Raw genomic sequence first — 19002 nt, 5'->3', positions numbered from 1 at the left:
AGAATAGGCAGTGGAAGGACTCTTGTTTCCCGCAAATGCCCGATATTTCTACCAATCGCGGCAAGGGACGCGAGAAAAAAGTTCTTCGCCGAGTAAGGGTTTTTCCTAAGTTTCGTGTCTTAGGGACAGAAACATTTAAATGAATAGTGAAATGAAAAAGATTTTGTGTGTATCTGCGGTGGCGATGTTCACGTTGTTTGGAGTTATCCCGGCGACTCATGCCCAGTTTAAGTTTACGCCGGAAGTGGGTATTGCTATCATGAAAGAGGGAAATAGCAACGGACGGGCGACGGTCTCTCCCCGGCTGGGCGTAGGCGTAGACTATTTCTTTAACAAACAGGAGAATGGATGGGCAGTTTCCTCTGGACTTTATTACTATTACAAGCGGGAATTCTTTTCGTATGCGCAAGCTACTTTTGTTTCGGAAGATGGAAAAGAACATACGATTCCTTTCCCTTATCCCAAAGGTGTACTGAACGACCCGTGTTTGGAATACGTAGCAGGGATTAAACAGATGAAGTATAGAGAGACCAACAGCCGGCGGGATTATCTCCAATTGCCTGTTATGGCGAAATATAAATGGCAATTCGGCGAGGATTGTTCATTCTCGGTAGCTGCCGGTTTTTTCTTCGCGCTGGGCGTAGGAGGAAACTATAATGCATGGGTTTCCGACGTTCATATGGGTCAAAACGAAACGTATGGAGAAGAGATAAAAAGCAATGTATATGATATTTACGACCGCCTTGATGCCGGTATCAGCACCCGCCTTTCGTTTCAAGTAAGGCATTTCTCGCTCCATTTGAACTACGAGTCCAACTGCCTCAAGAAAGTAGCTTGGATGGGTGACGAACATTTAATTTCCATCAGCACAGGCTATACGTTTTAAAAAGGAACCTTCTAAATCGTCCTTCCTGCGAGTTGCGGCGAGGGACGCGAGGGAGTGGGATAAGGAAACGCTAAAGAGTCTCCGGAAACAACACTCAGTAGTGGGTCTCGATAACTCTTAAGAGTTAGGCTCGGAAACTCTTAAGAGTCGCAGCCGGAAACTCTTAAGAGTTACAGCCGACAACTCTTAAGAGTTGTAACCGGCTACTCTTAAGAGTTGTGGACACCCCTTTTTGGAAGAGTGTGTGAGTGCTGATTATCAGTAGTTTGACGGAACGAGTAAACTGGGTGTATTGAACCTGAAGGCAGACGGAACACGGACGTGCGGACAGCTGGGCATGTTCTCCGGCCACGAATTGTTCCTCGTGAGAGGGAAACCATGTATTAGGGGAATCTCTTGAGGCATAAGCGATTTTTCCGTACCTTTGCGGCATGAAACGATATCAGCGAACCTTTCTTTTAGGGCTTATGATTGGGATAAGCCTCATTTCGCAAACGATGAAGGCGGACAGTGGACGTCTTTTCGCGTTAGTGCGCAATTTTACCATCGACGATTACAAGGCCAGTTGCCAGAATTGGGATATTGCCGTCTCGAGTCGAGGGGCTGTTTTTGTGGCCAACAATTCCGGGCTGTTGGAATTTGATGGAAACACATGGTATCACTACCATACGCCTACGAACGATGTGATGCTCCGGGTGGATATGCGGGGCGATACGATTTATACGCAAGGCGAAGAGAGCTTAGGGTATTGGTCTTATACAGCGGAACGGATTTTGACCTACCAAGAATCGAAACGGATGTTCCCGGAAGCGATTTTCGAGCCGACGGCACTTCCGGATTCCATCATCCTCTTTCCCCCGCAAGTCGAAGAGGCCACCCCCACGGCTTATGCCCAGACAAGTACGTGGCAGTTGGTGGGGACCGAGCAGGGACTCTTTATATTGGATAAGGCGGGGAATATCCAGCAGCATTTGTCTATGACGAATCAATTGCAAGATAATTTCGTGCATGCGATTTGTGTGCAAGACGACACACGCATTTGGCTGGCATTGGATAATGGGGTGGCGCAGATAGACCTCAATCCGCCAGTCAGTATGTTGAGCCGGAGAAGTAAAGTAGGTAAACTCCAAAATGCAGGATTGCATGAAAACAGACTTTATATCCAAACCAATATGGGTTATTTCAAACGGCAATTGAACATCAATCAGTCGTTTGTGCCGGCAACGGCCGATGAGGCGAACGCCTATCTCTCGGCGCAACCGCCGAAAGTACTCACATCGCCGGAAGGACTCTTCTCGAATCTGGAAGCCTTGCAGAATTTCCGCGAACCGGATGCCATCTATCCGACGCGCAACAACTTATATTGGCTAGTAAAGGGGAACGAAGCCGGATTGTTTTTGGAAGAAGAGGAACAGACTTCGCTGCGATGCCGTATCTTGTTCGACAATTTCAATACCCACCTGACGACACGCGGTCCGCACTTTTTTACCCTCAATGATTCGCTATATCTCGTATCGGCCATGCAGGGCGTGTTGCTGGTGAATGTCAACCAGCTGACGGTGGGAACCTTTCAAATCAACATGCCTCGTGTCCGTCGGATTGAATATAAAGATTGGAATGGAGTGCATTATTTGCCTGTAGATACGCCAAGCGTCGAGTTACCGCATCGCTTTGAGGAGGTGAATATATATGTAGGGACCACCGTATTCACGCCGAGCCACCAGTTGTCTTATTGGTTGGAAGGAGTATCCACGGATTGGTCTGCCTGGCAAAGTAGTGGGAAGATATCATTCTCGCAGTTGCCAGAAGGAAAGTACACGTTGCGTATCCGGCGTTATGTCACACAAGGTAATTTCCCCGAGATAACCCTTCAGCTCAAAGTGGCTCCAGCTTGGTATGGGACGATATGGGCCTATATCGCTTATGTGTTGTTGGCTTGGTTGGCGATTCATCTTATATTGCGATTCAACCTTCGTCGTTTGAAACGGGAGGAGCAAGAACGGAAACGGAAAGCCGAACAACAGGCAGCACGTCATCAAGAAATCCTCCAAAACCAGCAACTCAAAGACGAACTCCAGCGTAAAAACAACGAACTGATACTTCAGACTTCCGCATTGGTTCGGCGCAACCAAGCGATTCAATCGTTCCTGGTCGAACTGGAAGCCCAAAAAGAGGTGTTGGGTGATCGTTATCCGCAAAAGCTCTATAAGAAATTACACCAACTGATGGAAGAGGCCATCCGTTCGCAGGAAGATTGGTCGCTCTTTGAGTCCTATTTTCAACATGCGCACCAACATTTCTTGGAGCGTTTGCAAGAGCGTTATCCCGATCTTACACCAGGCGATTTGCGCATTTGCTGCCTGTTGCGCATGAATCTCTCGACAAAGGAACTGGCTTCGTTGTTGAATATCTCCGTGCGTTCCGTAGAGCTTCGGCGTTACCGTTTGCGCAAGCGTTTAGGGTTGGATGGTGATATGAATCTGGTAGATTTCTTGATGAAATTGTGATTTCTTCTACCACATCATTTTGATTTTCCAATCTATATTTATCTTGTTTATAAATATCTGTTTTATAATTAAATAAATTCATTTCATGGGAGTATGAGAAAGTCATGATGTATACATCAATGCTATTTTTTATACTTGCGCAATTCTTGTTGTGGGGATAATTTTGCTTAGGTTCGAAAGCTTTCCCACTTTTGCAATACATACTCCCTATATAATAAAATGCTAAACTAAACACCGTGAAAAAAGCCGCTGCCCATTTGTTGTGGGAGCGGTTTTTTTGTTTAATCCTCCAAAGGGTGATAATAGCGCGGCGTGTATCCGGGTAGTAGTTCCGGATGGAAAATCCAGACGAGATCTTTCAATAGATAATCCGGGCGGAGCGGAAACTCTTCGTAGAAAGGGACGCGTCCGGTATTGCATCCATACACCTTTTTGTTTTGATAGGCATCGAAGTTCGCGTAGGGAGCGTATTCTTGCCGGAGTTCGCGGTAGGTCATGTCGGTCTCTTGGTTGTATTTCACGAGCCAATAATCGGCATGGATGGCCTTTTCGAATACGGTCTCGAAGCTGAGCGGCTGGCTGGCTTCGCCGGGAATGTCGCGGAAGAGGTAATGAGCTCCGGCATCTTCGAAAAGGTGCGCCATGTAGCTGTTTCCTCCCGGCATATACCAGGAAGAGCCATATTTCTTTTCGGGCAATACGGTCGGGCGTACTTGAACTGTGGCCGTCAGTGCTTTTAGGTTCAAATAGGCTTGTTCGGCCGAGTGGAATACCGAGTCGGCCATTGCTTTCTTGCCAAATAAAAGGCCGTAGAACTTCACCCATTCTGTGCGTCCGAGCGGGAGGGACTCCATATAGTCCGCGCCTTGGACGATGGGAATGCCCAGCTTCTCGACCGGCCCGAAACTGCTGTTTTGGAAGGGCGAGGCGATGATGGCTTCCGCGCCGACTTCAAGCATCCGTTCAACGTTGGGGGCGGTGGCTTCTCCGAGGTCGGCGATGTGTCCAGCTTTTAGTGCGGTCTGTATGACGGGTGATTCCATGTAGCGCGGTTCACAAACGCCCACGATGCTACCCACTTCGCCCAACTGTTCTAAGATAGCCGCATGGACCGAAGTATAGACTACGATTTTCCGGACGGGGACGCGTATCACGGTTCCTTTCGGCATGCCGTCGGGCAGTGGTTTCGCGCGCTCTACCAACAGATAACGTTGGAGGAGTTTCGTCGTGTCCCACGGGTCGCGCACGTCTACTGCGGTATAATCCGCGTTATATCGGATGGTCATTCCTTGGGCATACGCCAGCGAATCTACTTTCGTCTCGCCCGAAAACACCGCCTGCTTGCCGGTGTGTGTGCACGAAATCAGCAAGCAGGCTATACATATATATATAAAGGTATATCTCCTCATCTTTTATTCCAAGAATAATACTTTGTACGAATCATATCCTTTCGTGTCGATGGGTTCGACGAGCTGGTTGCCGTCCGACGAGAAGAGGTAGAGGGTGTTGGTCTCTCCATATACGTAATCGCAGATGGCAATGACGCCTGTTGTCGGGTCTATATTGAGCGAGTTCGGGCTGGTGAAGGTGGTACCGTCGGCGATGAAGTTGTCGCTCTCCTTCTGCTCCGTCAAGGCGTTGTAGACTTCAAAGTGCATGTCCGCGCTCGTGCTGCCGTATTGTGCATAGATGCTGTAAATCTTATCATTCGCGATGGTAATCAGCGTGCCGTTGCCCAATGTATCTACCTCCTGCGTTTCGGCGTTGATGCGTTGGAGGATATTCTTTGTGTCGCCATAGTCGCCCATCGAAATGACGTACACATCGCCCTCGCTGTCGGCTTTTACAATCGTTGGGTTGATGACTACCTCGATGGTGTCGCTTACCGTTTCCGTACCCAAATCGATGACAGAGACCGTATTCCCGTAGTTCGGATAATCATTTCCACCCGAATTGGCTACATACAGCTTGTTGTTTGCCATCGTGATACCTTCCGGATAGCGGCCTACGGGGATACGCTTCTCCTCTTGCATCGTTTCTGCATCCAATACGCCGACGGCATGGTTGTAGAAATAGGTGACATAGAGCTTTCCGCCGTTCAGTACCATCGAGCGCGGATTCACGGGGCCGCCTACCGAGTCCGTTGGGTTTGCTTCGGCCAGGAGCTTGCCGGTATGGTCCAGCTTCACGATGCGGTTGGAGTTCGTTACGGTCACGTAATAATAGCTCTCGTCTGCCCAAATGTCTTGCGCCGCGTCTCCCAGCCCGTTTCCATTGGCCGTCTGGTAGATATCCATGTTGTCGCCCGTTGCGAGGTCGATTTGGTTCAAACTGGCGTTGTTCGACTGGTAATTTCCCCGGTTCAGTACCAAGAGCGTCAGGTTGTCTGCCGGATTTACCTCGGGTTCATCCGTCGAGTTGTTATTGTCGTCGTCACACGATATCATCGGCAGCATCAGGGCGGCTGCCAACGCCCATACATTTAAAAACTTCATTCTTTTCATTTTTGTTTGTTTATAGTTTTACATCTATTGTCTTTTTCGTACATCCGCCTCTCCAGCGATTTTTGCCGTTGAGGTTCTTCAAAGCTGAACTTCACCAGTGATTTTCGCCGTTGAAGCCCTTCAAAGAGGCGCCTCTCCGGAGATTTTCCTCGTTGAAACCCTTCAAAGGGGTCTCTCTCTGGAGATTTTCGTCGTTGAAGCCCTTCAAAAGGGAACTTCACCGGCGATTTTCCCCGTTGAAGCCTTTCATTTCACAACTTCACCGGTGTAATTTAACGTTGAAGCACATCAATTAACATACTCTTCCGAGAGATGCTGCTTTGAAGGGCTTCAACGGCGAAAATCGCCGGTGCGGCAGGCTGCTTGCTCGTTACGCCGTCAATACGACACCTGCACGCTGGTGCGAAACGACCGTCCCGGCATGGGATAATAACGAATCACGTCGTATGTCTTGTCGCACAAGTTCACGATTTCGGCCTGCAGGCGGAGCTGGCACTTACCGAAGCGGAACGTTCGGTTGGCCGTAAGCTGCTGCTCGGTGTAACCTGGGATGAGGTTCTCCGGGATATTCTGCGCCAGCGCATAGCGGTCGCCCACCGCCGTGAGCGTCCAGCCGAGGTTCACCCAGCGCGTCTCGAGCGTGGCCGAGACGTTCCCGGCGTGTTCCGCCGTATAGGGAATCTGGTCTCCATATATCTTCGAGCCGCGTTCGGTGCGGTCTGTCGCGTGCTGCCAAGTGTACGAAACATTCAGCCCTAATGCCATATCGAGTGGGAGGCGGAACGTGGCGGCGAGGTTCGCGTCGAGGCCGAAGATATTGACTCGCCCCATGTTCATCATCTTCCAAATGAACATGGTAGGGATGGCTACGATTTTGTCTCGCACATGATTATAGTACCCGTCCACCGTGAGGCTCACGTATTCGAGCGCGAGGGCGGGGAAGGCATGGTTCCACGTCGCGCCGAGGTTGTATTGCGTCGCCTTTTCCGACGCTAAATCCTTGTTTCCGATGCGGTCGTAGTAGAGGTCGTCGAACGTAGGCGTGCGGAAAATATCCTTATAAGAAGCCCGGAGACGCAGATGCTGTGCGGGCCAGACGAGGTAGGAGAGGCTGGCGGCGGGAGAGAGGCGGCGTCGGTCGTCGGCCGCATCGCCAATCTCCAATGTCTCGGTGATATAGGTACCCAAGAGCGACGCGGTGGCCGTCCAGCGTTCGTCTTTGTATTGCGCCGCGAGGGCGGTCAATGTCGTATAGCGGGTAGGGAACGGGCACTTCGGCGTGGTGGCGTCGAGCGTATTGACGAAGAAATCTTCGGCCAACGAGAGGGAGAAGCCCTCCGTCGGACGATACAATCCGGTAGCCGAGACGTAGTATTCGCGTTGCGTATAGACATCGGTCTGTACGCCGCCGATGTATTGCGAATGGAAATCGCGGTAGCGCGTCCAGCCATAATCGAACTTCGTCTGTGCTTTGAGGTCGAACTTCGGGGCAAGCTGGTTCTCGTAATTAGCTTGGACGAAGCCGTTCCGGTTCTCGAGCCGCTCCGTGTGATAATCATTATAGAGGATGATGGAGCCCGGAAGTCCGCGTTCCGAATCGAACCAATACCCTTTGAGGCGTAATTGACCTGCGCGTTGCCAGTCGGCAAAGAGATTCAGTTCCGTGCGCCAAGAGTTGATATCGCTATTCTTCCGCTTTTCGTGGGAGACGAGGTTGCCGTTGGTAAACGTGAAGGGATATTGTCCGTCGGCTCGAGTCCAATCGCCTTGGAGCGAGAGAGCGTAATTGTCTGTGATGCGCTGCTCGTAGCGGAGCGAAGGATTGCATAACCCGAACGAACCGGCGCGTACTTTACCCTGGAGATGGAATGTCTGTCCCTCTTCGAATTGCGGGGTGCGCGTCCGGATGCTCAAAGCGCCGGCCGAAGCATACATCCGTGCCGTCTGGAAGATATCGTCTGCCTGCCCGATCGAGAGCGAAACCTGCTCCACGTCGTCGAGCGAGAAGCGGCTGATGTCAACCTGCCCACCTTGCGCGTCGGAGATGGTGACGCCATCATAACTTACCGCCGTATGTTTTGCGCCCAAACTCCTTACCGACACCGTCTTGAGGCCGCCAATGCCGCCATAATCCTGTAGCGAGACTCCAGCGAACTGCTTGACTGCCTCCGAAAGGTCGGCCAATCCCAACCGCTCGAAACCCTTCGTATCCAACGCTTGGATAGGAGCTGAGGCTTGGATAGGCGAGAAGCGGCGCTTGCCTACCACTTCCACGTCTGATAGTTCATGCACTTCTGTCGAATCTATTGTTTGCCCGCTTACCGTAAGCACGCAAACAAACATCATTATATTACTTATTATATACCGTATCATCGTCTTTAATCTGAATTTCATTTGTAAAAAACCTTCGGCGAATCGCTTCGGCGAAGGTTCTTTTCAAGAGTTTACGCGCATAAGAATAACATCACTAACAACTAAATGTACACATAAACATCTTTAACAATACACCTTTCCGTGCTTGAAATGATTAAAAAACACAGCCTGTTTTACTATTCCCTCGAGTTAAAACAGTGTATTGAAATAACGGCAGGTCTTCTGACTGACTCCCATCTTGAAGCCTTCCCGGTACGGTATATTCGACCAGTGGCAAAGAGGTGTTTCAAGATGTTATCGGAGCTTCACAGCAGCGGGACTGTCCGGGATTCTCACCCGATTCCCTTTTAATCCGGACGAACGAACATCCGCCTCGGAACCGATTTTCGCTGCAAAGGTAACGTATTATTTAGAAAAAGGAACTAAAAAGGGGATTATATTTACGTTCGGACGCCTTAATTCTCTCCAAAATGCAGAAAAATGAAATTTTTTTGCCGAAAAGTTTGCAGAGTAAAAAATAATTCCTACCTTTGCACCGCAATTGAGAAACATCGTAAGAGAACGATTGGAAAGGTGGTAGAGTGGTCGATTACAGCGGTCTTGAAAACCGCCGTACCGAGAGGTACCGGGGGTTCGAATCCCTCCCTTTCCGCGCAAGGAGTAAGTTCCATAAGTCGAAAGATTTATGGAATTTTTTTATATATGGGTTGCAGTCATTGTTTGAAAAAGGAGGCGGACATAAGTCTGTATTTATCTGCATGCCATTCCAAAATAAATATGTATTTTTGCATCGGTTTTTCAGAAACAAAAAAATGAGAAGTTTTGCAAGTGATAATAATTCCGGTGTCCATCCCTTGATTTTGGATGCTGTGATGGAAGCCAACGACGATCATGCCGTAGGCTATGGCGACGACCCTTGGACGGCACGTGCCACGAAAAAAATCCAAGAAGTATTTGGTGAGTCAGCACAGCCTTTTTTTGTGTTTAACGGCACGGGAGCCAATTCGGTGGCATTGCAAGCCGTAACGCGCCCATTTAATAGTATATTATGTGCCGAAACGGCGCATATATTTGTGGATGAGTGTGGTGCTCCAGGGCGAATGAGCGGGTGTGCTTTAGTCTCAATCCCGACACTGGACGGTAAGTTAACGCCGGAACTTATTTTGCCTCATTTGCATGGCTTTGGTTTTTGCCATCATTCGCAACCTAAAGCGGTTTATATTTCGGAAGCCACAGAGTTGGGAACGGTTTATACCATTGATGAGGTACGCGCGCTTGCAGATTTGCTTCATCATTATAATATGTATTTGCACATGGACGGAGCACGACTGGCTAATGCCTGCGCATATTTAGACTGTTCAATGAAAGAGCTGACTGTAGATGTTGGAGTTGATATTTTGAGTTTTGGAGGAACTAAGAATGGCATGATGATGGGCGAGGCTGTTGTCGTATTTCGTCCGGAATTGTTAGAAAGTATGCCCTATATTCGGAAGCAATCTGCTCAGTTGGCTTCGAAAATGCGTTATATGGCAGCGCAATATATTCCCTATTTGGAAAATAACTTATGGCTGAAAAACGCGACTCATGCAAATGCGTGTGCTCGTCGGTTGGCTGATGTATTAGAAGAATTTCCGCAGATTCATTTGACACAGAAGGTGGAATCGAACCAATTGTTTTTTACAATTCCTTCCGAACCGCTTAAGAAGTTGCAAGAAAAATATTTCTTTTATATGTGGAATGAGGGAAATAATGAAGCTCGTTTTGTCACCTCTTGGGATACGACGGAGGAAGATATTCAGGGGTTGGAAACCTATTTACGTGAAATATTAAAATAATGGAAGATATGAAGAACATAAGTGCAGCATTAGCTATTCTTTTTTTTGTGGGATGTTTTTGGGCTTGCCAGCCGAAGGTGAATGAAGCGCGCTTCATGAGTTATAACGTAAAGAACGGGTTTGGCATGGATGATTCGACGGCGTATGCGCGGACGGCTAGCGTTATTTTAAAGGAAAATCCGGATGTGGTGGCTATTCAAGAATTGGATAGCGTGACGGGACGGAGTCATGGTGTCTATGTCTTGGGTGAATTGGCGAAGGAAACGAATATGTACGATACGTATGCGCCTGCTATTGACTATGATGGAGGTAAATATGGTATCGGAATTCTTTCGAAGAAGAAGCCTGTGCAGGTGTATCGCCGGGCACTTCCAGGGCGAGAAGAAGCACGTACGATGTTGCTTGTTGAATTTCCTAATTATGTATATGTATGTATGCATCTTTCGTTGACGGAAGAAGATGCGTTGGCGTCGTTGCCTATTATAAGGGAAGAAACAGCGCGCTTTCAAAAGCCGGTATTTATTGCAGGTGATTGGAACGTTACGCCAAATATGCCTTTTATTAAAGATATTCAGCAGGAGTTTACACTTCTGACTGATACCACACAGTTTACATTCCCCGCTGATACGCCCAATTGTACTATAGATTACATTGCTGCGCGGAAGGTAGGTGCCGAATTGGTAGAATATGCTGCGCATGTGACTGAGGCTCCGGTTGAGTCGGATCATCGTCCGGTTGTGGTAGATGTGACGTGGAAATAATAAAATGAGAGAATTCAAAAGGCATGAATTCCGCTAGTACAGAGCCGGATTTGATTTATGGCATCGACGACCATCCGCCTTTAAAGGAAACTTTGTTTGCGGCTTTACAACACTTGCTGGCTATTTTTGTGGCTATTATTACACCGCCTCTGATTATAGCCAGCTCGTTGAAGTTGGATTTGGAAACAACCGGGTTTCTGGTTTCGATGGCACTTTTTGCATCGGGTGTTTCCACGTTCATTCAATGCCGGAAGATAGGACCGTTAGGTGCCGGTTTGCTTTGCATCCAAGGTACGAGTTTTTCATTTATTGGCCCGATTATTACGACGGGAATGTTGGGTGGTTTACCACTTGTTTTCGGGGCGTGTATAGCGGCAGCTCCGGTTGAGATGATTATCAGTCGGACTTTTCGTTATATGCGGCATGTTATTACGCCTTTGGTATCGGGCATTGTCGTCTTATTGATCGGGTTGAGTTTGATAAAAGTGGGTGTGGTTTCGTGTGGCGGTGGCTATGTGGCGATGGATGAGGGCACGTTTGGAAGTGCTTCTCACGTGGGTGTGGCCGCAGCTGTTTTGTTGAGTGTGTTGTTCTTCAACCGTTGTCGTAATAGATACTTGCGGATGAGTTCGATTGTTTTGGGTTTGTGTGTAGGTTACGCGCTATCGTTTGCCTTGGGTATGGTAGATTTGGAGGCAGCCTCTTTGCCACGTTTTACGAACCTGAATATTCCACAGCCTTTTAAATATGGAGTTGAATTCAATTTTTCTTCTATCATTGCGTTGGGTTTGGTCTATTTGATTACCGCTATCGAGGCAACAGGTGATATTACTGCCAATTCGATGATTTCCGGTAAGCCGATTACGGGCGATTCCTATTTGAAGCGCGTTTCGGGGGGTGTGTTGGCGGATGGTTTCAATTCTTTCCTTTCGGGTATTTTCAATTCCTTCCCCAATTCTATTTTTGCACAAAACAATGGTATTATCCAACTGACGGGCGTGGCGAGTCGTTATGTGGGTTATTTCATTGCTGGGATGTTGGTCTTGTTGGGGCTTTTTCCGGTAGTGGGTATCCTGTTTTCGTTGATGCCGGATGCCGTTTTGGGTGGAGCCACGTTGCTCATGTTCGGGACAGTCGCTTCGGCGGGGATTCGTATCATTGCGGCGCAACGGATAGACCGGAAAGCGACGTTGGTATTGGCCGTGAGTCTTTCGCTGGGTTTGGGCGTCGAGTTGATGCCCGATATTCTCCAGGCTGCACCCGAATCGGTACGTGGAATCTTCGGTTCGGGTATTACTACGGGCGGGTTGACGGCTATCATTTCCAATCTATTGATTCGAGTCAAAGAGTAAACATAATTATATATGGAGTTATTAAAGCAACGCATTCGGCAAGATGGCCGCTGTTTTCCTGGCGGTATCCTGAAGGTTGATAGTTTTATCAATCATCAGATGGACCCGATGTTGATGTACAAAATCGGGGAGGAGTTTATTCGTCGTTTCAAGGGAGAAGATTTTAACAAGATTGTCACCATCGAGGCCAGCGGTATTGCTCCGGCTATCATGGTGGGATATATCCTGCAGCTTCCGGTTGTCTTTGTAAAGAAAAAGAAACCGAAAACGATGGAGAATATGTTGAGTACGGTGGTCCATTCTTTTACGAAAGACCGCGATTACAATGTCTGCATCAGCCGTAATTTCCTGACGCCCGACGACCGTTTTATTTTTATCGACGATTTTCTGGCTTATGGAAATGCCGCGTTGGGCATCATCGAATTGGCCAAACAAGCCGGTGCGCATATCGCAGGTATGGGGTTCATCATCGAGAAGGCGTTTCAAGATGGTGGGAAATTACTACGTGAGCAGGGTATCCACGTCGAGAGTCTGGCCGTGATTGATAGCCTGGATGATTGTCAAATCCACATGCGTTAAGCCTAAAAGAAAAACAGGGTGAAAAAGTTGGTTTTATTGCTCATGGCATTATTGGCAATGGATGAAATGGCGGCTCGCGGGAAAAAGGTCCTTTTGTTTCCCGACGGCGCTCCGGGTGAAAAGGTAAATACGGTGGAAGAGAAAGCGGACGACTCGGGGGCGGAAGTGGGCGGTTTGCCTGTCCTCCGGGTGACGGATGTGTATCGTCCGGAAATTACCATTTATCCCGCAGATCCGGACGTGGCTTCCGGAGCCGCCATGGTCGTTTGTCCGGGTGGTGGTTATAATTTGTTGGCGTATGATTTGGAAGGAACGGAAATTTGCGAATGGCTCAACGAGGCGGGCATCACGGCCGTTTTGTTGAAATATCGCGTGCCGCGTCGCCCGCATGTGTCGAAACATATTGCGCCTTTGCAGGATGTGCAGCGTGCCATCAGTTACGTGCGTGCGTATGCCGACGAACTGGGCATCGACCCAGAGCGGATTGGTATCATGGGCTTTTCGGCGGGCGCCCATCTTTCGGTCATGGCGTCGACGGCTTTCCGCCATCGGGCGTATGCCGACCGCGATTGGGTGGACCAAGTGAGTTGTCGCCCTGATTTTTGTCTGTTGGTCTATCCCGCGTATTTGAGTGGCACGAATTTCCGGTTGGCTCCGGAAATCAAAGTGACGAAAGAGGTTCCGCCGACGCTTATCATTCAAGCCGAAGACGATGCGTCCTACATTGATAGCAGCCTTTTTTATTATTATGCGTTGAAGCAGGCGGGCGTCCCGGCTTGGATGCATCTTTACAGTACGGGCGGGCATGGCTACGGGATGCGCGATACGGGTTACATGGTCAATGAATGGCCTGACCGCGCCGAAGATTGGTTCCAAGAACTGGGCGTTTTTGATTGAGCTGGTTTCCGCAAATTTTCTGGAGGCTCGCGCTGTCGTCGGGAGGCTTCCGCAAACTTTCTGGAGGCTCGCGCTGTCGTCGGGAGGCTTCCGCAAACTTTCTGGAGGTTCCTGCCGTTGTCGGGAGGCTTCCGCAAATTTTCTGGAGGCTCGCGCCGTTGTCGGGAGGCTTCCGCAAACTTTCTGGAGGCTCGCGCTGTCGTCGGGAGGCTTCCGCAAATTTTCTGGAGGCTCCTGCCGTTGTCGGGAGGCTTCCGCAAACTTTCTGGAGGTTCCTGCCGTTGTCGGGAGGTTTCCGCAAATTTTCTGGAGGTTCCTGCCGTTGTCGGGAGGTTTCCGCAAATTTTCTGATTTTCATTCCCTGCCGTTTGTCATCTGCCCAAATATTCGTACATTTGCTCAAACGAATTTTAAATGAAATAAAAAGATGGCAAAGTATAAACGTATTCTTTTGAAATTAAGTGGCGAATCGCTGATGGGCCAGCAGCAGTACGGCATCGATGCCGTGCGTTTGGGCGAATATGCGGCGCAGATTAAGGAAATCGTGGAAATGGGCGTGCAAGTGGGCATCGTGATAGGTGGCGGGAATATTTTCCGCGGACTGAGCGGCGCCTCGAAGGGGTTCGACCGCGTGAAGGGAGACCAAATGGGCATGTTGGCGACGGTCATCAACAGTTTGGCACTCAGTTCGGCGTTGACGGCTTTGGGCGTAAAGACGAACGTGCTCACGGCTATCCGGATGGAACCGATAGGCGAATTTTATAACAAATGGCGCGCCATCGAGTTGCTGGAGGCAGGGCATGTGGTCATTATGTCGGGCGGGACGGGCAACCCGTTCTTCACGACCGACACCGGCTCGTCGCTTCGCGGTATTGAAATCGAGGCCGACGTCATGCTGAAGGGGACGCGCGTAGACGGCATTTACACGGCCGACCCGGAAAAGGACCCGACTGCGACGAAATTTGCCGACATCACCTACGACGAAATCTACACGCGCGGTTTGAAAGTAATGGACTTGACCGCCACGACTATGTGCAAAGAGAACCATCTCCCCATCATCGTCTTTAATATGGACGTGAATGGAAATTTGAAAAAAGTCCTTTCGGGAGAGAATATCGGCACGTATGTACATAATTAAGGAATCTTTTCCTACCTTTGCGAGAAATTAAACTTTAAAAACAAAGTAACATATATGGATACGAAGAAAATTGTGAAAGATGCAGAAGGAAAAATGGAATCTGCAATTCTTTATTTAGACGACCAGTTGGCGCATATTCGCGCAGGAAAAGCGAATCCGAAGATTCTGGACGGAATCCGCGTCCCTTATTATGGCAGTGTAGTACCTCTTAGCAATGTGGCGTCTATCAATACGCCCGATGCGAAGACGATTATGATTACGCCGTGGGAGAAGGGGCTGATTAAGGAAATCGAGAAAGCCATCTTGAACTCGGAAGTAGGCATTACGCCAGAGAATAACGGCGAAGTAATCCGCCTCGGCATTCCTCCACTCACGGAAGAGCGTCGCCGCAACTTGGCCAAGCAGTCGAAGCAGGAAGCCGAAACGGCGAAAATCAGTGTCCGTAATGCACGCCGCGATGCCATTGAAGCGTTGAAGAAGAGCATCAAAACGGATGGCGTACCGGAAGATGTGGAAAAAGATGCGGAAGCGGATGTGCAAAAGGTACACGATAAATTCATCAAGAAGATTGATGAACTGTATGCAGCTAAGGAAAAAGAAATCATGACAGTATAAATGAAGGGGTTGGTAATTAAAAATACGGGTAGTTGGTATACGGTTCGGACGGACGACGGGCGATGGATTGAGAGTAAAATCAAAGGCGTGTTCCGTCTGAAAGGAATCCGCACGACGAATCCGGTGGCTGTAGGAGACCGCGTGGAGATTGTAGAAAATCCGGAAGGAACAGCGTTTATCACGCAGATAGAAGAGCGGAAGAATTACATCATCCGCCGTGCTTCGAATCTTTCCAAGCAAGCGCATATTATCGCGGCCAATATAGACCAAGCGATGCTTATCGTGACGGTCAACTACCCGGTTACCACCACCATTTTTATCGACCGCTTTTTGGCGACGGCAGAAGCATATCGTATTCCGGTTCGTTTGGTATTTAATAAGATTGATCGTTACAACGAAGACGATAGGGAATATATGCAAGGGTTGATTACATTATATACGACGATAGGCTATCCTTGCGCTACGGTATGTGCCTTGTCTCCTGAAAGTATGGAGGATTTGAAAGAGGAATTGAAAGGAAAAATTACGTTGCTCTCCGGGCATTCAGGCGTAGGGAAATCAACGCTTATCAATCAGTTGGTTCCCGGCATCGATTTGCGTACGGGGGAAATATCCGAATACCATAATAAAGGAATGCACACCACGACCTTCTCTGAAATGATAGCCTTGCCCGAAGGAGGATATCTGATCGATACACCGGGCATCAAAGGATTTGGAACCATCGACATGGAAGAGGCGGAAGTATCCCATTATTTCCCGGAAATATTCAAAATGTCTGCGAATTGCCGTTTCGGGAATTGCACGCATCGGCATGAACCGGGATGTGCCGTGTTGGAAGCCGTGAAAGAACACCTAATCAGTGAATCTCGTTATAGAAGCTATTTGAGCATACTGGAGGATAAAGATGAAAGTAAGTATCGAGAAGAATATTAATGATAAAAACAAAAAGACTCTTGTGGATAGCTATTTCTATTTTGCCAAACGTGCTTGTTTCTGCCCAGCATCAGATTCAAGGGTTGGTGACAGACTCTGTGGGTTCACCTCTTGAAGCTGCGGTGGTAGTATTGATGGATTCAGAAAATGGAAATGTAATTCGACAAGGCATTACCGCTGCGGATGGAAAATACAGTATGGACGCAGCGGGAAATTTGCAGTTATATATTCGTAGTCTTGGCTTTGAATCGTATATTAGCCCATCTTTTCAGGTAACAAGGGATACAATCATTCCTGCCATAAAGTTGCATTCGGAAGATTTTAAGTTGGATGAAGTTGTAGTAGTAGGCAAAAAGCAATCCCCTTCCATGCGAATAGAAAATGGAAAGATGATTTATACGCCTAAAAACAGCAGTGTGATGGCAGGAAGTACAGCACTTGAAGTGCTAAAGAAGACACCGGGTGTTTTTGTGGATGGCGAAAACAATATCAGTATAGGCGGGAAAAATGGAGTGTTGGTGATTCTCAATGGAAAACAAACCTATATGGAAAAAGAGGAAATTGTCTCTTTGTTAAGGGCTACTCCGTCATCTTCTGTTTCATCGGTGGAAGTAATACACAATCCTTCTGCGGAATATGATGCAGAAGGTTCGGGGGAAATTATCAATATTAATATGGATAAGAAGAAAGTCGAAGGGTTATTCTTTTCTTTCAATAATGGGCTTTCTTATTGGGAGAATTGGCGAGAAAATACAGAGTTATCGTTTAGTTTCATCGAAAATAAGTGGAGTGTGTCGGGAAATTATAGCCATGCTTTTGGATATTATAATATGGATTATGGAATGCGTCGCATTCAGAATGGAAAAGAGTATGAAAGCCCTACGCAAGATACAGATAAACGCAAAACCATTTCCGGCAATTTGAATCTGGAATATGCATTAAGCGAGAATCAAATAGTGGGTGGACGCATCGATATCAATACTTTATTCGGACCAGGGCAAACGAATACGGTGACTGAAATCAAGGATGCGAATACAAAGATTTTAGAGCAAACACTTTATGCGAGCAATGAGTATTACCAGCAGAAAGGAAATCGATATGGGGGAAACCTTTATTATGTAGCGACGCCCAGAGAGCATGTTAGTTATGTTGTCGACTTTAATTATGCATGGTTTGATGGAGGTTCAGGTAATTGGCAGCCTAATAAATATGTAGCGCCTAATGGGGATGTACTTCAGGATAATTTGTATAAATCGACAAATCGTAGGAATATCCATATTTATGCCCTGTCGTATGATCAGAAGCATCCTTTGTGGAATGGTGAATGGAAGTCGGGCATTAAGTTTTCTTCGGTCAATGCGGATAATGGATATCGGTTTTATGAAGTGGAGAATAAGGTAGAAACAATCGATAAATCACAATCAAATGACTCCCAATACAAGGAACAAATCTTAGCAGCTTATCTTTTATATACCCATTCGATAGGGGATAAGGTCTGTTTGGATGTGGGGCTTCGTGGAGAATATACGTTTTCGGATGGCGTTCTCCATGCGGTTAATGGAGAGGATGAAGAGGAAAATAGACGGAATTATTTCAATCTTTTCCCGACATTCCATTTGAATTATCAAATAAAAGAAAATCACACGTTGGCATTCAGCTATGCGAGTCGTATAGATCGGCCGGCATATCAGGATTTAAATCCTTTCGAGTATTTGCTGGATGAGCTCTCTTATTGGAAAGGAAATCCGTTTCTTACTCCTCAAAAGACGCACCAACTGGCAATTACCTATTCGCATAAACAAACGGCATTGACCGCTTCTTATTCTTATATGAAAGACTATAAAGCGCAGATAACCGATACCCTTTCGGTCGATAAGGTAATTATGACGCCTCGTAATATTGGGAAGCAGCAACGGGTTTCGCTTACTTTGTACCAAGGATTTAATATTATGCGCGGATGGGATATGAATCTAAATCTAATAGGATATTATGTAAAGAATGATATTGCTTTCGATGCATATCGCAAGTTTGATTTGGATCGTTTTGCCGGTATATTTTCAATCCAAAATACGATTCGTCTTCCTTGGCAAATTCGAATGGAGTTGAATGGTTCGTTCATAACGAAGCGTTTAGGGGCATCTAATGAATATGTTGAACCGTCTGGTTATGTGGATATAGGTTTTAGTAAGGATTTTGCGAATAAGAAATGGACGGTTAATTTGGCTATGAGTGATGTCTTTTGGACGAATCGATGGGATAACTATAGTTCTTTCTCCGGTTTCCAATTATGGAATTGGGGTAAAAGCGAATCAAGACAAATCAAATTGAACATAACTTATAGATTTGGACAAAAGAAAAATAATACACATCGTAGTCATTTCAATGAAATTGAAAGATTATAATCTGAAGATAAAAAGACATCTTATTTAGGTTTGGAATTAAAATAAACGAACATCGAAAAGGAATCCCGTTATAAACGGAATCGATTCCAGTTATAAACGGGAGGGAATATGGTTGTAAAAAAGTGGGTTTGTAACTATCTTAAAATGAGGGGTAATTAAAATTTCTCACAAAAAAGTTGGCAAAATATTTGGTGGGTAATATAAAAGTGTCTACCTTTGC

14 protein-coding genes, 1 tRNA gene and 1 riboswitch are annotated in these 19002 nt (G+C 47.3%); of the genes, 12 read left to right on the top strand and 3 right to left on the bottom strand.

Annotated features, from left to right (window positions below):
- Positions 1-151: 151 nt before the first annotated feature.
- Both B5F77_RS13160 and B5F77_RS13155 read left to right on the top strand, forming a co-directional pair.
- Positions 152-886: an outer membrane beta-barrel protein gene (locus B5F77_RS13160; RefSeq protein ID WP_162608005.1), complete on the top strand. Its 735-nt coding sequence runs from the start codon at positions 152-154 to the stop codon at positions 884-886.
- 467 nt (positions 887-1353) lie between these two features.
- Entirely contained in the window at positions 1354-3393 is a 2040-nt protein-coding gene (locus tag B5F77_RS13155) for a triple tyrosine motif-containing protein (RefSeq protein ID WP_239446355.1), read from the top strand.
- Between the two features lie 281 nt (positions 3394-3674).
- Here the strand turns inward: B5F77_RS13155 and B5F77_RS13150 are convergent, their stop codons facing one another.
- From B5F77_RS13150 to B5F77_RS13140, 3 genes are all read right to left on the bottom strand, one after another.
- A complete protein-coding gene (locus tag B5F77_RS13150) occupies positions 3675-4679 on the bottom strand; it encodes an ABC transporter substrate-binding protein (RefSeq protein WP_239446357.1) in 1005 nt (334 codons plus the stop codon).
- Positions 4680-4805: 126 nt separating this feature from the next.
- Positions 4806-5888, bottom strand: a complete 1083-nt coding sequence (locus tag B5F77_RS13145) for a hypothetical protein (protein ID WP_087331505.1) — start codon at positions 5886-5888, stop codon at positions 4806-4808.
- 387 nt (positions 5889-6275) lie between these two features.
- A complete protein-coding gene (locus B5F77_RS13140; protein ID WP_239446354.1) occupies positions 6276-8270 on the bottom strand; it encodes a TonB-dependent receptor in 1995 nt (664 codons plus the stop codon).
- A 194-nt stretch (positions 8271-8464) separates the two neighbouring features.
- A riboswitch (cobalamin riboswitch) is annotated at positions 8465-8669 on the bottom strand.
- Between the two features lie 168 nt (positions 8670-8837).
- Between B5F77_RS13140 and B5F77_RS13135 the strand changes: the two genes are divergently transcribed.
- From B5F77_RS13135 to B5F77_RS13085, 10 genes are all read left to right on the top strand, one after another.
- A tRNA-Ser gene (locus B5F77_RS13135) sits at positions 8838-8922 on the top strand.
- Positions 8923-9082: 160 nt separating this feature from the next.
- Complete coding sequence (locus tag B5F77_RS13130; RefSeq protein WP_087331500.1) at positions 9083-10105, top strand: low specificity L-threonine aldolase; 1023 nt, start codon at positions 9083-9085, stop codon at positions 10103-10105.
- 8 nt (positions 10106-10113) lie between these two features.
- On the top strand, positions 10114-10866 hold the full coding sequence (locus tag B5F77_RS13125; RefSeq protein WP_162608004.1) for an endonuclease/exonuclease/phosphatase family protein: 753 nt from the start codon (positions 10114-10116) through the stop codon (positions 10864-10866).
- A gap of 23 nt (positions 10867-10889) precedes the next feature.
- Complete coding sequence (locus B5F77_RS13120) at positions 10890-12218, top strand: nucleobase:cation symporter-2 family protein (RefSeq protein ID WP_087331494.1); 1329 nt, start codon at positions 10890-10892, stop codon at positions 12216-12218.
- A gap of 12 nt (positions 12219-12230) precedes the next feature.
- Positions 12231-12797 carry a xanthine phosphoribosyltransferase gene (xpt, locus tag B5F77_RS13115; protein ID WP_087331491.1) on the top strand — a complete coding sequence of 189 codons (567 nt, stop codon included), beginning with the start codon at positions 12231-12233 and terminating at the stop codon, positions 12795-12797.
- A 42-nt stretch (positions 12798-12839) separates the two neighbouring features.
- Positions 12840-13694 carry an alpha/beta hydrolase gene (locus tag B5F77_RS13110; protein ID WP_087331487.1) on the top strand — a complete coding sequence of 285 codons (855 nt, stop codon included), beginning with the start codon at positions 12840-12842 and terminating at the stop codon, positions 13692-13694.
- Positions 13695-14121: 427 nt separating this feature from the next.
- Positions 14122-14832, top strand: coding sequence for a UMP kinase (gene pyrH, locus B5F77_RS13100; protein ID WP_087331479.1), 711 nt, complete (start codon positions 14122-14124; stop codon positions 14830-14832).
- Positions 14833-14886: 54 nt separating this feature from the next.
- Complete coding sequence (gene frr, locus B5F77_RS15885) at positions 14887-15447, top strand: ribosome recycling factor (RefSeq protein WP_087331476.1); 561 nt, start codon at positions 14887-14889, stop codon at positions 15445-15447.
- The gene (gene rsgA / locus B5F77_RS15880) at positions 15448-16380 is read left to right on the top strand and encodes a ribosome small subunit-dependent GTPase A (RefSeq protein ID WP_087331473.1); all 933 of its coding nucleotides are present in this window, start codon (positions 15448-15450) and stop codon (positions 16378-16380) included.
- A gap of 20 nt (positions 16381-16400) precedes the next feature.
- Entirely contained in the window at positions 16401-18782 is a 2382-nt protein-coding gene (locus B5F77_RS13085; protein WP_239446353.1) for an outer membrane beta-barrel family protein, read from the top strand.
- Positions 18783-19002 lie beyond the last annotated feature (220 nt).

Source organism: Parabacteroides sp. An277 (assembly GCF_002159645.1).
Classification (GTDB): Bacteria; Bacteroidota; Bacteroidia; order Bacteroidales; family Tannerellaceae; genus Parabacteroides.
This window is presented reverse-complemented; position numbering and strand designations above follow the sequence as displayed.

Bases quoted from the DNA above. Each gene is read 5' to 3' on its own strand.
- B5F77_RS13155 (WP_239446355.1), top strand. From the start codon at position 1,354: ATGATTGGGATAAGCCTCATTTCGCAAACGATGAAGGCGGACAGTGGA.
- B5F77_RS13140 (WP_239446354.1), bottom strand. From the start codon at position 8,270: ATGATACGGTATATAATAAGTAATATAATGATGTTTGTTTGCGTGCTT.
- B5F77_RS13130 (WP_087331500.1), top strand. From the start codon at position 9,083: ATGAGAAGTTTTGCAAGTGATAATAATTCCGGTGTCCATCCCTTGATT.
- rsgA (WP_087331473.1), top strand. From the start codon at position 15,448: ATGAAGGGGTTGGTAATTAAAAATACGGGTAGTTGGTATACGGTTCGG.
- xpt (WP_087331491.1), top strand. From the start codon at position 12,231: ATGGAGTTATTAAAGCAACGCATTCGGCAAGATGGCCGCTGTTTTCCT.
- B5F77_RS13110 (WP_087331487.1), top strand. From the start codon at position 12,840: ATGGCATTATTGGCAATGGATGAAATGGCGGCTCGCGGGAAAAAGGTC.
- B5F77_RS13150 (WP_239446357.1), bottom strand. From the start codon at position 4,679: ATGACCATCCGATATAACGCGGATTATACCGCAGTAGACGTGCGCGAC.
- B5F77_RS13120 (WP_087331494.1), top strand. From the start codon at position 10,890: ATGAATTCCGCTAGTACAGAGCCGGATTTGATTTATGGCATCGACGAC.
- pyrH (WP_087331479.1), top strand. From the start codon at position 14,122: ATGGCAAAGTATAAACGTATTCTTTTGAAATTAAGTGGCGAATCGCTG.
- B5F77_RS13145 (WP_087331505.1), bottom strand. From the start codon at position 5,888: ATGAAGTTTTTAAATGTATGGGCGTTGGCAGCCGCCCTGATGCTGCCG.
- frr (WP_087331476.1), top strand. From the start codon at position 14,887: ATGGATACGAAGAAAATTGTGAAAGATGCAGAAGGAAAAATGGAATCT.
- B5F77_RS13160 (WP_162608005.1), top strand. From the start codon at position 152: ATGAAAAAGATTTTGTGTGTATCTGCGGTGGCGATGTTCACGTTGTTT.
- B5F77_RS13125 (WP_162608004.1), top strand. From the start codon at position 10,114: ATGAAGAACATAAGTGCAGCATTAGCTATTCTTTTTTTTGTGGGATGT.